Source organism: Streptomyces sp. NPDC055955, from assembly GCF_042270245.1.
GTDB lineage: Bacteria > Actinomycetota > Actinomycetes > Streptomycetales > Streptomycetaceae > Streptomyces.
In genome coordinates, this window is sequence record NZ_JBHJYS010000013.1 from 144,894 (window position 1) to 159,969 (window position 15,076).

The 15,076-nt window shown below is 68.8% G+C and carries 12 protein-coding genes; 11 read left to right on the top strand and 1 reads right to left on the bottom strand.

Annotated elements, in window-relative coordinates; translation table 11 throughout:
• Positions 1-70: 70 nt before the first annotated feature.
• The 10 genes from ACFC96_RS25765 to ACFC96_RS25810 all read left to right on the top strand — a co-directional run bounded on the left by ACFC96_RS25765 (position 71) and on the right by ACFC96_RS25810 (position 12,403).
• Positions 71-1,867: an ABC transporter substrate-binding protein gene (locus ACFC96_RS25765; protein WP_376257849.1), complete on the top strand. Its 1,797-nt coding sequence runs from the start codon at positions 71-73 to the stop codon at positions 1,865-1,867.
• 109 nt (positions 1,868-1,976) lie between these two features.
• The gene (locus tag ACFC96_RS25770; protein ID WP_376257851.1) at positions 1,977-2,954 is read left to right on the top strand and encodes an ABC transporter permease; all 978 of its coding nucleotides are present in this window, start codon (positions 1,977-1,979) and stop codon (positions 2,952-2,954) included.
• 10 nt (positions 2,955-2,964) lie between these two features.
• A complete protein-coding gene (locus ACFC96_RS25775) occupies positions 2,965-4,026 on the top strand; it encodes an ABC transporter ATP-binding protein (protein WP_376257853.1) in 1,062 nt (353 codons plus the stop codon).
• A gap of 27 nt (positions 4,027-4,053) precedes the next feature.
• Entirely contained in the window at positions 4,054-5,184 is a 1,131-nt protein-coding gene (locus tag ACFC96_RS25780; RefSeq protein ID WP_376614317.1) for an ABC transporter ATP-binding protein, read from the top strand.
• A gap of 102 nt (positions 5,185-5,286) precedes the next feature.
• Positions 5,287-6,642, top strand: a complete 1,356-nt coding sequence (locus tag ACFC96_RS25785; protein WP_376614319.1) for a serine hydrolase domain-containing protein — start codon at positions 5,287-5,289, stop codon at positions 6,640-6,642.
• Between the two features lie 84 nt (positions 6,643-6,726).
• A complete protein-coding gene (locus ACFC96_RS25790; protein WP_376257859.1) occupies positions 6,727-8,361 on the top strand; it encodes an ABC transporter substrate-binding protein in 1,635 nt (544 codons plus the stop codon).
• A gap of 62 nt (positions 8,362-8,423) precedes the next feature.
• Positions 8,424-9,347 (top strand): ABC transporter permease, encoded by a 924-nt coding sequence (locus ACFC96_RS25795; protein WP_376257861.1) that lies wholly within the window; start codon positions 8,424-8,426, stop codon positions 9,345-9,347.
• Positions 9,340-10,356, top strand: coding sequence for an ABC transporter permease (locus ACFC96_RS25800; protein ID WP_376257863.1), 1,017 nt, complete (start codon positions 9,340-9,342; stop codon positions 10,354-10,356). Before ACFC96_RS25795 ends, ACFC96_RS25800 begins: the two co-directional genes overlap by 8 nt.
• 6 nt (positions 10,357-10,362) lie before the next feature.
• On the top strand, positions 10,363-11,337 hold the full coding sequence (locus ACFC96_RS25805) for an ABC transporter ATP-binding protein (RefSeq protein ID WP_376257865.1): 975 nt from the start codon (positions 10,363-10,365) through the stop codon (positions 11,335-11,337).
• Positions 11,330-12,403 carry an ABC transporter ATP-binding protein gene (locus ACFC96_RS25810; protein WP_376614321.1) on the top strand — a complete coding sequence of 358 codons (1,074 nt, stop codon included), beginning with the start codon at positions 11,330-11,332 and terminating at the stop codon, positions 12,401-12,403. The genes ACFC96_RS25805 and ACFC96_RS25810 overlap by 8 nt, the downstream gene beginning before the upstream one ends.
• Positions 12,404-12,562: 159 nt before the next feature.
• Here the strand turns inward: ACFC96_RS25810 and ACFC96_RS25815 are convergent, their stop codons facing one another.
• Positions 12,563-14,695 carry a prolyl oligopeptidase family serine peptidase gene (locus ACFC96_RS25815; RefSeq protein ID WP_376614323.1) on the bottom strand — a complete coding sequence of 711 codons (2,133 nt, stop codon included), beginning with the start codon at positions 14,693-14,695 and terminating at the stop codon, positions 12,563-12,565.
• A gap of 165 nt (positions 14,696-14,860) precedes the next feature.
• Here ACFC96_RS25815 and ACFC96_RS25820 point away from each other — a divergent pair, with 165 nt between their 5' ends.
• Positions 14,861-15,055 carry a hypothetical protein gene (locus ACFC96_RS25820; RefSeq protein ID WP_376257871.1) on the top strand — a complete coding sequence of 65 codons (195 nt, stop codon included), beginning with the start codon at positions 14,861-14,863 and terminating at the stop codon, positions 15,053-15,055.
• The last annotated feature ends 21 nt before the right edge of the window (positions 15,056-15,076 follow it).

A 15,076-nucleotide genomic window follows, 5' to 3' on the forward strand; every position in this document is an offset into this window, starting at 1 on the left:
CGCCGGCCCACACCGGATGCGCCAGGCAGCACCAAAGGATCACTACTCACAGGCAGGTGGATCTAACTCCATGAGCATCCTTCGTACGCGCACGGCGCAGGCAACGGTCGTCGCGGTGACCGCCGGCGCGCTGGCACTCACCGGCTGCAGCAGTGGCAGCAAGAGCTCCGACAAGCCCGCGGGCAAGTCCCAGAAGGACGCCCTCGCGCAGGCCAAGCCGGTCGTCATGGGCACCGCCCAGCAGTCCGTCGGCCCCGCCAAGGAGGTCCCGGGCGCCCGTAAGGGCGGCACGATCCAGGTCTACCAGGAGACGGACTTCTCCCACCTGGACCCGGGGCAGATCTACGTCTCCGACGGTGGTCTCCTGTCCAAGCTCCTCTACCGTGGCCTGACCACGTACGTCGAGGACGACAAGGGCAACTCGACGGTCGTCGGTGACCTCGCCACCGACGCCGGCAAGTCCTCGGACGGCGGCAAGACCTGGACCTACACGCTGAAGGACGGCGTGAAGGACCAGAACGGCAACGTCATCACGTCGGGCGACATCCGCCACACGTTCGAGCGCCTGTACGCCTCCTTCGAGACGGACGGCCCGACCTACGTCCAGCAGTGGCTGTCCGGCACGGGCACCAAGTACCGCAAGGCGTACGCCGGTCCGTACAAGGGCAAGCACCTGCCGGACTCGGTCATCGCGACCCCGGACGACAAGACGATCGTCTTCCACTTCCTGAAGCCGCAGACGGACACGCCGCAGGCGATGGCGATGGCCGCCTACTCGGTCGTTCCCGAGAAGACGGACACCAAGGAGAAGTACGACCAGGCGCCCGTCGCGACCGGTCCGTACAAGATCTCGGACTACAAGTCCGGCAAGAGCATGAAGCTGGTCCGCAACACCAACTGGGACCCGAAGACGGACCCGATGCGTCACCAGTACGTCGATGGCTTCAACATCGACTACAACCAGGACAAGGCCACGCAGACCAAGACGATCCTGGCCGACCGTGCCGAGGCCAAGAACGCCATCATGTTCACCGGCCAGATCGACGCCACCCAGCTGCAGAAGATCACCACCGACAAGGCGGTCATGAAGCGCACGGTGCAGGGCTACGCCCCGTACGTGTGGCAGCTGAACTTCAACATGGACCGCGTGAAGGACAAGCGCATCCGTGACGCCATCGCCCTGGCGATGCCGGCCACCGCGGCCGGCCGCGCCGACGGTGGTGCCTACGGCGGCGAGCCCGCGACCAGCCTCATGTCGCCCACCACGCCGGGCTACGACAAGACCTTCGACCCGTTCAACCGGATCAAGAAGCCGAACGGTGACATCGCCGCGGCGAAGAAGCTGATCGACGAGGCCGGCGCCAAGGGCAAGAAGCTCGTCTACGCGTACGCCAACACCCCGGTGCGTACCACCCAGGCGAACCTCATCATCAACAACCTGAAGCGCATCGGTCTCGACATCCAGAAGAAGGAAGTCGACGCCGCGACCTGGTACGAGCAGATGGGCAAGGTCAAGAACGGCTTTGACCTCTACATGACCGGCTGGGGTCAGGACTGGGCGTCCGGCAACACCGTCTTCCCGCCGTCCTTCGACGGTGCGCAGATCCAGGACGGCGCGTCGAACTACTCGCACACGAACGACAAGCACGTGAACGCCGAGATCGCGCGCATCCAGACGATCACGGACACGGCCGAGGCGGCCAAGGAGTGGGAGAAGCTCTCCCAGTACATCAGCACCAAGATCAACCCGGCTGCCCCGATCTACTACACCAAGGTGTTCCAGATCGCCGGCTCCAACGTCGGTGGCCTGCGGTACTCGACGGTGACGAGCTACACCGACCCGACCGCGGTCTACCTCAAGAAGTAGTCAGTACAAGGCAGTTCCCGGGGATGAGGGCGCGGCGGTGCCCTCATCCCCGGGTCGCCGGCTCCCTCCTGGCCTCCCACCGCCGCCGTCCTGAGAGCAGCTCATTGCCATGCTTCGATTTCTCATACGCCGGACGCTCGGCGCAGCACTCATCCTCCTGCTGATCAGCGCCTTCACGTACTTCATGTACTTCGCCATCCCACAGGACCCGGCGACGCTCGCATGTGGCAAGAACTGCACCCCGGATGCGCTGGCGCTCATTCACAAGAACCTCGGCCTCGACAAGCCGGTCCCCGTGCAGTACTGGGACTACCTCACCGGCATCTTCGCCGGACGTGACTTCGCGGTGGGCCACTGCTCCGCGCCCTGCTTCGGCGTCTCGTTCCGCAACAACCAGATGGTGTGGGACACCATGATGGACCGTCTCCCGCTGACGGTCTCCCTCACCTTCGGCTCCCTCATCGTCTTCCTGGTCGCCGGTCTCGGCGCCGGCCTGCTGGCCGCCCGCTTCCGCGGCACCTGGCTCGACAAGACCTTCAGCGGCGCCTCGCTGGTCACCAGCTCGTTCCAGATCTACTTCATCGGCCCGGTCGTCATGGGCCTCCTGGTCTTCAGCACCGGCTGGCTGGACAAGCCCAAGTACGTGCCGATCAGCGAGAATCCGTGGGGCTGGTTCATGGGCCTGCTGATCCCCTGGATCGTCATGGCGACCATCTTCACGGCCAACTACACCCGTATGGCCCGCTCCTCGATGATCGAGCAGTTGCAGGAAGAGCACGTCCGAGCTGCCAAGGCCAAGGGCATGAGCAGCCGTTACGCCTTCTTCCGCTACGCCTGGCGCGGCTCGCTCATCCCGATCATCACCATCCTGGGCATGGACATCGGCGGTCTGCTCAGCGGTGGCATGGTCACCGAGCTGACCTTCGGCCTCGCCGGCATCGGCCGTCTCGCCCGTGACTCGGTGATCGGCAAGGACCTTCCCGTCCTCATGGGCGTCATGATCCTCAGCGCCGCTTTCATCATCGTCTGCAACATCGTCGTGGACGCTCTGTACGCCGTCGTCGACCCGCGCGTGCGTCTGTCCTAGGAGAACGACCGTGACCACACACACCAAGACCGAGGACGCCCCGGCCACCACCGGCGGCGACGCGTTCCTCTCGGTACGCGACCTGAAGGTGCAGTTCTCCACCGAGGACGGCATCGTCAAGGCTGTGGACGGGCTCTCCTTCGACATCGAGCGCGGCAAGACGCTCGGCATCGTCGGCGAGTCGGGCTCCGGCAAGTCGGTGACGAACCTGACCGTGCTCGGCCTGCACAACCGCAAGAGCACCCACGTCGAGGGCGAGATCCTCCTCGACGGCAAGGAACTGATCACCGCCACCGAGCCCGAGCTCGAACAGCTCCGCGGCAACAAGATGGCGATGATCTTCCAGGACTCGCTGACCGCCCTGTCCCCGTACTACACGGTGGGCCGGCAGATCTCCGAGCCGTTCCGCAAGCACACCGGGGCCAGCAAGAAGGAGGCCCGGGACCGGGCCATCCAGATGCTGGAGAAGGTGGGCATCCCCCACCCCAAGCAGCGGGTGGACGACTACCCGCACCAGTTCTCCGGCGGTATGCGCCAGCGCGCCATGATCGCCATGTCCCTGGTCTGCAACCCCGACCTGCTGATCGCCGACGAGCCGACCACCGCGCTCGACGTGACCGTCCAGGCGCAGATCCTCGACCTGCTCAAGGACCTCCAGCAGGAGTTCGGCTCCGCGATCATCATGATCACCCACGACCTCGGCGTCGTGGCGAACATGGCCGACGACCTGCTCGTGATGTACGCGGGCCGGGCCGTGGAGCGCGGCTCCGTGCGCGAGGTGCTCAAGTCGCCCGAACACCCCTACACCTGGGGGCTGCTCGGCTCCATGCCGCGCCTCAACTCGGACGTCGACGAACCGCTGCTGCCGATTCCCGGCTCGCCGCCGTCGCTGCTGAACCCGCCGAGCGGCTGCCCCTTCCACCCCCGGTGCGCGTTCACCGACAAGGTGGCGGGCGGCAAGTGCAAGGGCGACAGGCCCACGCTGCCGGCCGACCGCGGCTCTGCCTGCCACCTGACGGCAGATCAGAAGCAGCAGGTGTTCATCGAGACGATTCAGCCCCGGCTGGGCTGAGCTGAAACCGGCGACTGGGGCATGACCATGAGCGAGAACAACCAGACCACCACGGCGGTCGCGGAAGCGATCCCGCAGCAGCGGGACGCGGACAGCGCACCGCTCCTCCAGGTCAAGGACCTGACGAAGCACTTCCCGATCAAGGGCGGCTTCCCGATCCGGCGGACCATCGGCGCCGTCAAGGCCGTCGACGGCGTCTCCTTCGACGTCTTCCGGGGCGAGGCCCTCGGTCTCGTCGGCGAGTCCGGCTGCGGCAAGTCGACGACGGGCCGTCTGCTGACCCGCCTGTACGAGCCGACCAACGGCACGATCACGTACAACGGCCAGGACATCAGCACGGCCAACCGCAAGCAGCTGGCGCCCATCAGGTCCGAGATCCAGATGATCTTCCAGGACCCGTACGCGTCGCTGAACCCGCGTCAGACGGTCGGCTCGATCATCTCCGGGCCGATGGAGATCAACGGCATCAACCCGCCCGGCGGCCGCGAGGCGCGCGTGCGGGAGCTGCTGGAGATCGTCGGCCTGAACCCGGAGCACTACAACCGCTTCCCGCACGAGTTCTCGGGCGGCCAGCGGCAGCGCATCGGCGTGGCCAGGGCCGTGGCCCTCGAGCCGAAGCTGATCGTCGCGGACGAGCCGGTCTCCGCGCTCGACGTGTCGATCCAGGCCCAGGTCGTCAACCTGCTGCAGAAGGTGCAGCGGGAGATGGGCATCGCGTTCGTCTTCATCGCCCACGACCTGGCCATCGTGCGGCACTTCTCGCAGCGCGTCGCGGTGATGTACCTGGGCAAGATCGTGGAGATCGCCGACCGCGACTCGCTCTACAACCGCCCCCGTCACCCGTACACGCACGCGCTGATGTCGGCCGTGCCGGACGCGGACATCGACGCGGCGAAGAAGGAGCGGATCCGCCTGGAGGGCGACGTCCCCTCGCCGATCTCGCCGCCGTCCGGCTGCCGCTTCCGCACCCGGTGCTGGAAGGCGCAGGACAAGTGCGCCACGGAGGAGCCGCCGCTCGTCCAGATCTCCGGCAGCCGAGAGGGCCACCTCACGGCCTGCCACTTCCCGGAGGACCCGACGACCGAGGACCGCGGCGAGGACATCGTGCTCGACCCGGCCCTCGCGGCCCTCGAGGACGAGTCCGGCCAGGACGCCTGACCGTCCGCGCCACAGCCGACCACGGCCCGTCACCGGTGACACACCGGTGACGGGCCGTCGGCGTGTTCCGGGCCGGTGGCCGTGGCGGTCACGGCGTGGGCGATGATCCAGGAACGAGCGGGCGAGGGAGAGGGGCGGCACATGCTGGACGACCTCGGTGAGCGGTGCGCACGGGCGATGGCGGAGCACGGGTGCCCGTCCGTCTCGGTCGCGGTCGCGGTGCGCGGCGAGGTGATCCTCGCCCAGGCGTACGGGCTTGCCGACACCGGCGGCACGGGGATCCCCGCCACCGCGCACACCCCGTACGCCCTCGCCTCCGTCACCAAGCCGGTCACGGCCGCGGCGGTCTGCGTCGCGGCCGACGAGGGGCTGCTCGGACTGGACACACCGGGACCGCTCGGCGCGACCCCTCGTCAGCTCCTGCGGCACCGGGGCGGGCTCGGCGCGCACTACGACTTCCACTACGGCGAGGAGGGCGAGCCGACCGTGGACGCGGAGCCGTACACGAGGCTCCACCGCGCGCCCGGCTCCGGCTTCGAGTACGCGAACCTCGGCTACCGGCTCCTCGGCCGGCTCCTGGAGGAAGCCACCGGACAGGACCTCGCGACATACGCCCGGGAGCGGGTCCTCGGGCCGCTCGGGCTCGACGGCTTCCGCATCGCCACGGCCTGTCCGGCAGCCGCGACCCGCTACACCTCCGACGGGCGCCCGTACCCGGAAGGCCTGCGCACCAGCCATCCCGGCGCCACGCTCGGCTGGGCGACGGCCCCTCAGCTCGCCCTCTTCGCCCAGTCGTGGCCGCGGCTCCTGAAGCGGGGGACGGCCGCCGAGGTCCTCGACGCCGTCCCGATCGGCGAGCACCTCGGCTACGGCCTCGGCTGGTGCGTCTCGCGCGGCGAAGGACCCCTGCTGGTCAGCCACGGCGGCGGCATGGGCGGCGTGGCGGCGATGGCGGTGTCCGCGCCGGAACTCGGTCTGTCCGTGGCGGTCCTGACGAACACGACGGCGAAGGCGGCCCGCGACGCGGTCGTCGACCACGTCCTCGGCGAGCTGGTGCCCGGCTTCGCTCCCGAACTGATCTCCCCGGTGTTCTCCGTGCCCGCGCTCCCCTTGACCCTGGAGGAGGGGGAGTGGGCGGGCCACGCCTCGACTCCGGAGGGCGAGGTCCCGCTGCGGCTGCGGATCCTGCCGGGCGCCCGCGCCGCACTCACCACCGGTGGGGAGAGCGCCACCGCGCCCGTCGAAGCCACGGCCACGCTCGCGCTGCGCGGCTCCTTCCCCGTGCAACTGCCGACCGCCGACGCCCGGGTCGGCAGTCCCGTGCTCGGTCTGGAACTGCGTCCGGACGGGCAGCGGCTGACCGGAGTGGCCCGCGCATACAAGGAGGGTGACCGAGAGGGACTGCTCGGCAATCTGCTGACCCACCCGTGCGAACTGGGGCTCGTACGGGCGGGCTGAAAGTGCGTTATGTCTCCGTACGGACGATATTTGGGCCTAAGTGTCGTAAGGCGCCGACCCAGAAGCACTCCGAGGAGGCACTCCATGCGTGGAGCCACGCACGCCAAGTGGGCCGTATGCGCGGTGGCCGTCGCTCTCGCCGCGACGGCCTGTGGCGGTGGGGGCGGCAGTGGCGGCGGTGGCGGCGACGGCTCGGGGGTCGTCCGTTCGTCCTGGGGTGACCCGCAGAACCCGCTGGAGCCCGCGAACACGAACGAGGTCCAGGGCGGCAAGGTCATGGACATGATCTTCCGTGGCCTGAAGCGCTACAACTCGAAGACGGGCGCCGCCGAGAACATGCTCGCGGACAAGATCGAGACCACGGACTCGGTCAACTTCAAGATCACGATCAAGGACGGCTGGACGTTCTCCAACGGGGAGAAGGTCACCGCGCAGTCCTTCGTGGACGCCTGGAACTACGGCGCGAACCTGAGGAACAACCAGAAGAACGCCTACTTCTTCGGCCAGATCGACGGTTACGACAAGGTCCACCCCGACTCCGGCAGCCCGAGCGCCACCAACCTGTCCGGGCTCAAGGTCACCGGCCCCCTCACCTTCTCGGTCAAGCTCAACCAGAAGTTCTCGCTGTGGCCCGACACGCTCGGCTACGCGGCCTTCGCCCCGCTCCCCAAGGCCTTCTTCGAGCACCACGACGCGTGGGTGAGCAAGCCGGTCGGCAACGGCCCGTACACGATCGAGAACTACACCAAGGGTTCCCAGATGTCCCTGCGCAAGTGGGACGCCTACCCGGGCACCGACAAGGCGCAGAACGGCGGCGTGGACCTGAAGGTCTACACCGACAACAACACGGCGTACACCGACCTGACGGCCGGCAACCTCGACCTCGTCGACGACGTCCCGGCCTCGCAGCTCAAGAACGTCAACGCCGACCTCAGCGGCCGGTACATCAACACCCCCGCCGGCATCATCCAGACGCTCGCCTTCCCCTTCTACGACCCCGCGTGGAACAAGGCGGACAGCGACAAGGTCCGCAAGGGCCTGTCGATGGCGATCAACCGCAAGCAGATCACCGAGACGATCTTCCAGAAGACCCGCACCCCGGCCACGGACTGGACCTCGCCGGTCCTCGGCAAGGACGGCGGCTTCCAGGACGGCCTGTGCGGCGCCGGCTGCGACTACAACCCCACCGAGGCCAAGAAGCTGATCCAGGAGGGCGGCGGCATCCCCGGCGGCCAGGTGAAGATCGGCTACAACGCCGACACCGGCAGCCACAAGGAGTGGGTCGACGCCGTCTGCAACAGCATCAACAACGCGCTGGGCAACGACAAGGCCTGCGTCGGCCTGCCCACCGGCACCTTCGCCGACTTCCGCAACAAGATCACGCAGAAGAAGATGACGGGCCCCTTCCGCGCCGGCTGGCAGATGGACTACCCGCTCATCCAGAACTTCCTGCAGCCGCTGTACTACACCAACGCCTCGTCCAACGACGGCAAGTGGTCCAACAAGGAGTTCGACAAGCTCGTCGACCAGGCCAACGCCGAGTCCGACCGCGCCAAGGCCGTCAAGATCTTCCAGCAGGCCGAAGGCGTCGTCAGGGACAACATGGCGGCCATCCCGCTCTGGTACCAGAACGGCAGCGCCGGCTACTCCGACAGGGTCTCCCACGTCGCCCTCAACCCGTTCAGCGTTCCGGTCTACAACGAGATCAAGGTCAGCTGACGCCCGGGGAGCGGCGGTCCGGCGCCTGAAGGGCGGCCGCTCCCCCCGATTCGGGAGCCCGTATGGGACGTTATGTGATCAGGCGTCTGCTGCAGATGATCCCCGTCTTCTTCGGCGCGACGCTGCTCATCTTCCTGATGGTCAACGTGATGGGCGACCCCATCGCGGGACTGTGCGGCGACAAGCAGTGCGACCCCGCCACGGCCGCCCAGCTGGAGAAGGAGTTCGGCCTCGACAAGCCCGTCTGGCAGCAATACCTGACCTACATGGGGAACGTCTTCACCGGCGACTTCGGCACCGCGTTCAACGGCCAGAAGGTCACCGAACTGATGGCGACCGCCTTCCCCGTGACGATCCGCCTGACCATCGTGGCGATCCTCTTCGAGATCGTCATCGGCATCTCGCTCGGCGTCGTCACCGGCCTGCGCCGCGGACGTCCCGTCGACACCACCGTGCTGCTGCTCACCCTGGTCGTCATCTCCGTCCCGACCTTCGTCACCGGTCTGCTCCTCCAGCTCCTGCTCGGCGTCGAGTGGGGGATCATCAAACCCGCGGTGTCCACGGAGGCGACGTTCTCCGAGCTGATCGTCCCCGGCCTCGTGCTCGCCTCGGTCTCCCTCGCGTACGTCACCCGGCTCACCAGGACCTCGATCGCCGAGAACCGCCGCGCCGACTACGTCCGTACGGCCATCGCCAAGGGCCTGCCGCGCCGTCGCGTCATCGTCCGGCACCTGCTGCGCAACTCGCTGATCCCGGTCGTCACCTTCATCGGCACCGACATCGGGGCCCTGATGGGAGGCGCCATCGTCACGGAGCGGATCTTCAACATCCACGGCGTCGGCTACCAGCTCTACCAGGGCATCGTCCGGCAGAACACCCAGACCGTCGTCGGCTTCGTGACCGTGCTCGTCCTCGTCTTCCTGGCGGCCAACCTGATCGTCGACCTCCTGTACGCCGTACTCGACCCGAGGATCCGCTATGCCTGAACCCGAGCCGCCGGAGCCCTACACATCCGGCGGGGGACGTGTCCCGGAGGACGGAGGAGCCATCGCCGCGACGGGCGCGGGCGGCGCCATGGACCTCGCCACCAGTGAGGGGACGACCTTGGAGAAGACTCCGGGCGGCCCCGAAGGCACGGGACCCGCGGGCAGGCCGAGAAGCCTCTGGTCGGACGCCTGGCGCGATCTGCGGCGCAACCCCGTCTTCATCATCTCGGGCCTGGTCATCGTCTTCCTCGTGATCATCTCGATCTGGCCCTCGCTGATCGCCTCCGGCAACCCGCTCTCCTGCGATCTCGCCAAGGCCCAGGAGGGCTCCCAGCCCGGCCATCCGTTCGGCTTCAACGGCCAGGGCTGCGACGTCTACACGCGCACCGTGTACGGCGCCCGCGCCTCCGTCACCGTCGGCGTCTGCGCCACCGTCGGCGTCGCCCTGCTCGGCAGCGTCCTCGGCGGACTCGCCGGGTTCTTCGGCGGGGCGTGGGACGCGATCCTGTCCCGCATCACCGACATCTTCTTCGCCATCCCCGTCGTCCTCGGTGGCCTGGTGCTCCTGTCCGTGGTCACCAGTTCCACCGTCTGGCCGGTCATCGGGTTCATGGTGCTGCTCGGCTGGCCGCAGCTCTCCCGCATCGCCCGCGGCTCCGTCATCACGGCCAAACAGAACGACTACGTGCAGGCGGCGCGGGCGCTCGGCGCCTCCAACTCCCGGATGATGCTGCGGCACATCCTGCCCAACGCGATCGCGCCGGTCATCGTCGTCGCCACCATCGCGCTCGGCACGTACATCTCCCTCGAAGCGACGCTCTCGTACCTCGGCGTCGGTCTGAAGCCGCCCACCGTGAGCTGGGGCATCGACATCTCCTCGGCGTCGCAGTACATCCGCAACGCCCCGCACATGCTGCTCTGGCCCGCCGGCGCCCTCGCGATCACCGTGCTCGCGTTCATCATGCTCGGCGACGCGGTGCGCGACGCCCTCGACCCCAAGCTGAGGTAGGCGCCCATGCTGCTCGAAGTGCGCGATCTGCACGTGGAGTTCCGGATGCGGGACGGGGTCGCCAACGCCGTCAACGGCGTCAGCTACACCGTCGACGAGGGCGAGACCCTGGCCGTGCTCGGTGAGTCGGGGTCCGGCAAGTCCGTGACCGCGCAGGCGATCATGGGCATCCTCGACGTCCCGCCCGGAAAGATCACCGGCGGCGAGATCCTCTTCCAGGGCGCGGACCTCCTCAAGCTCAAGGAGGACGAGCGGCGCAAGGTCCGCGGCGCGAAGATGGCGATGATCTTCCAGGACGCGCTCAGCTCCCTCAACCCCGTGCTGTCCGTGGGCGAGCAGCTCGGCGAGATGTTCACCGTCCACCGGGGGATGTCCCGCAAGGACGCCAAGGCCAAGGCCGTCGAGCTGATGGACCGCGTCAGGATCCCCGCCGCCAAGGAGCGGGTCGGCCAGTACCCGCACCAGTTCAGCGGCGGTATGCGCCAGCGCATCATGATCGCGATGGCGCTCGCCCTGGAACCGGACCTGATCATCGCCGACGAGCCCACCACCGCCCTCGACGTCACCGTCCAGGCCCAGGTCATGGAGCTGCTCGCCGAACTCCAGCGCGAGCTCAGGATGGGCCTCATCCTCATCACGCACGACCTCGGCGTGGTCGCCGACGTCGCCGACAAGATCGCCGTCATGTACGCGGGCCGCATCGTCGAGACGGCGCCCGTGCACACGATCTACAAGGCGCCCGCCCACCCGTACACCAAGGGCCTGCTCGAATCGATCCCGCGCCTGGACCAGAAGGGCCAGGAGCTGTACGCGATCAAGGGCCTGCCGCCCAACCTGATGCGGATCCCGCCCGGCTGCGCCTTCAACCCGCGCTGCCCGATGGCCCAGGACGTGTGCCGCGCGGACGTTCCCCCGCTCTTCGAGGTGAGCCCGACGCGCCGGAGCGCCTGCTACTTCTGGAAGGAGACGCTCGATGGCTGACCTGGCGAAAGAGGCGCACGCCGCCGCCCCCGTGCCGGCCCGCGAGCCGATCCTGGAGGTCAGCGGGCTGGTCAAGCACTATCCGCTCACTCAGGGGATCCTGTTCAAGAAGCAGGTCGGCGCGGTCAGGGCCGTCGACGGCGTCGACTTCGTGCTCGGCCGGGGCGAGACCCTCGGCATCGTCGGCGAGTCCGGCTGCGGCAAGTCGACCGTCGCCAAGATGCTGGTCAACCTGGAGCGGCCGACCGCCGGGGAGATCAAGTACAGGGGCGAGGACATCACCAAGCTGTCCGGGCGTGCCCTCAAGGCCGTCCGCCGCAACATCCAGATGGTGTTCCAGGACCCGTACACGTCCCTCAACCCGCGCATGACGGTCGGCGACATCATCGGGGAGCCGTACGAGATCCATCCCGAGGTCGCGCCCAAGGGCGACCGGCGCCGCAAGGTGCAGGACCTCCTGGACGTCGTCGGGCTCAACCCGGAGTACATCAACCGGTACCCGCACCAGTTCTCCGGCGGCCAGCGCCAGCGCATCGGCATCGCGCGCGGCCTCGCCCTGCGCCCCGAGATCATCGTCGCCGACGAGCCGGTCTCCGCGCTCGACGTCTCCGTGCAGGCGCAGGTCATCAACCTGCTCGACAGCCTCCAGAACGAGTTCGACCTCAGCTACGTCTTCATCGCCCACGACCTGTCGATCGTGCGGCACATCTCCGACCGGGTCGGCGTCATGTACCTCGGGCGGATCGTCGAGATCGGCACCGACGAGCAGATCTACGAACACCCCACGCACCCCTACACGCAGGCGCTCCTGTCCGCCGTGCCCGTCCCCGACCCGGAGGCGCGCGAGCACCGCGAGCGGATCATCCTCACCGGCGACGTGCCGTCCCCGGCCAACGTGCCCTCGGGCTGCCGGTTCCGCACCCGCTGCTGGAAGGCGCAGGAGCGGTGCGCACTGGAGGTGCCGGCGCTCGCGGTGCCCGCCGTGTTCCGCATCGGGGACTCACCGGCGAAGCACGACTCGGCCTGCCACTTCGCCGAGGAGAAGCACGTCGTCCCCACCGAATAGGCGTCCGTGTCACGACAAATACACATCAACTTCGTTAACACACAGGCAACTTGGCCGTCGCGGCACCGATATACGAACGCGTCAGGCTGAACAGCGTACGGCCGTGCGGGTGCCGTGGACCGGCCGGGGCGCGCCATGTCGCCCCGGCCGGTCGCCTGTCTAGGCCGGCCCCAGCGAGCGCTTCAGGAAGTCCACCTGGAGCAGCAGCAGGTTCTCCGCGACCTGCTCCTGCGGCGTCATGTGCGTCACGCCCGACAGGGGCAGCACCTCGTGCGGGCGGCCCGCGGCGAGCAGCGCCGACGACAGCCGCAGACTGTGCGCCACCACGACGTTGTCGTCGGCCAGGCCGTGCACGATCATCAGCGGCCGGTGCTGCCCCGCCGCCGCGGCCAGACCGTCGTCGGTGACCAGCGAGTTCTTCTCGTACACCTGTGGCGAGGCCTTCGGGTCGCCCAGATAGCGCTCCGTGTAGTGGGTGTCGTAGAGCCGCCAGTCCGTGACCGGGGCGCCCGCGATGCCCGCGTGGAAGACGTCCGGGCGGCGCAGGACCGCGAGCCCCGCCAGATACCCGCCGTACGACCAGCCGCGGATCGCCACCCGGTTCAGGTCGAGCGGGAAGGCGTCGGCCAGCGCGTGCAGCGCCGTGATCTGGTCGTCGAGCGTGAGCGTGAGGTCGTCGCGGATCGCCTTCTCCCGGGCGGGGGAGTGGCCGGGAGTGCCGCGGCCGTCCGCGACGACGACCGCGAAGCCCTGGTCGGCGAACCACTGCGACGTCAGATGCGGATTGTGCGCGGCGAGCACCCGCTGCCCGTGCGGGCCGCCGTACGGGTCGAGCAGTACGGGCAGTGGCCCGTCCCCCTCCTCGTACGAGGAAGGGAGCAGGACGGCGCACGGGATGCCGGCCGCCTCCGTGAGCGTCAGGCGAGGGCTCAGCGAGGGGCGCTCGGCGTGCGAGGCGACGGTCGCGATCTGCTTGCCGTCCCGCATCACCCGCACCCGGGTGCCCGGCTCGTCGGTGCGCGCGGACGCCAGGACGGTCACGCCGCCCGCGCGCACCGCGGAGTGCACGCCCGGCCCGTCCGAGACGCGTTCCACGCCCAGCTCGTTGACCCGGTACACATGCACCTCACCGGTCTCCCGGTCCGGCGCCGCCGAGCCCGCCGAAGCCGAGACGAGCACATCGCTCTCCCCCACGTCCAGGACCGCTCGCACATGCAACTGCGGCCCGGTCAGCGGCCGTTCGCCGACCGCGAGGACCCGCGCCCCGCCCTCGTCCGCGATCCGCACGAGCTGCCCGCTCGGCGACCACGACGGCACACCGGGGAACAGCTCCAGCCACTGCCCGTCCTCGTCGGCGTGCACCATGCGCGTCGAACCGTCCTCGACGTTCACCGCGAGATACAGCTCACTGAGCTGGTCACGGGCCTGTACGAGGATCAGCGGCGCCCCGTCGGCCGACCAGTGCACCCGCGCCAGATACGGGTACCTCGCCCGGTCCCACGACACCTCGGTGCGCGACCCGTCCAGGCCGATGACGAAGAGCCGCACCTCGGCGTTGGGCGTGCCCGCTGCCGGGTACGCGTTGCGGGCGGGCTTGCGGTCCGGGTGCGCCGGATCCGCGATCCACCAACGCCGCACCGCCGCGTCGTCCGCCCGGGCCACCAGGAGCCGGTCCGAGTCGGGCGACCACCAAAAGCCCCGCGAGCGGCCCATCTCCTCGGCCGCGATGAACTCCGCGAGCCCGTACGTGACGGTCGACGCCTCGTCCTGGCCCGGACCGGCGAGCGCCCGGTCGCCCTCGCCGTCGGCGCCGACGACGCGCAGGGCGCCCCCGGACACGTACGCGACCTGGCGGCCGTCCGGCGAGGGGCGCGGGTCGATCAGCGGACCGTGACGGGCGGGCTCGCGGAGTTCACGGGTCGTGCCCGCGCGCAGCTCCGCGGTGAACAGCCGACCCGACAGCGCGAACGCGGCCAGCTCCACGGCCGCGTCCGTCGCATACGCGACGATGCCCGCCGCGCCCTCGCGGCTGCGCTCGCGGCGCGAGCGCTCCTCGTCCGAGAGGTCCTCCTCGGCGCCGCCGAGGAGGACCCGCGGATCGGCGGCGATCCGCTCCTCGCCGGACGTCACGTCCAGGACCCACAGCGCGTTCGCCCGATCGGTACCGGACCCGGACCGCAGGAAGGCGACGCGCTCGCCGTCGGGCGCCACCGTGAACGCCCGTGGTGCGCCGAGCGTGAAGCGCTGGGTGCGGGCGTGCTGGCGCGGAAAGGAGAGAGGCTCGGTGGTCATCCCCCGACCTTATGGGGCCGTGCGACCGTGCGCCCCCCTTGCTGCCGTGCACCGACTCATGCGTCCGGACGGATAGTTATGATCCATAGCGCTGCGTGGGTAAGAAATGCTCGGCTACCGCGTGGCGTACGGCAGTTGGACTCGGATCAAGGGAGGTGGACCGCTGTGGCACTCTCGATCTCGGCAGTGGTGCTGTTCGCGATCATCGTCTTCATCCTGATCAGGAAATCGGGTCTGAAGGCCGGGCACGCGATCATCTGCGTCCTCCTCGGGTTCTACCTCGCCAGCTCCTCCATCGCCCCCACCATCAGCGAAATCACGACGAACGTCGCGGGCATGATCGGCGGGATCAAGTTCTAGTCGCGCCGTCGGGAGTCCTAG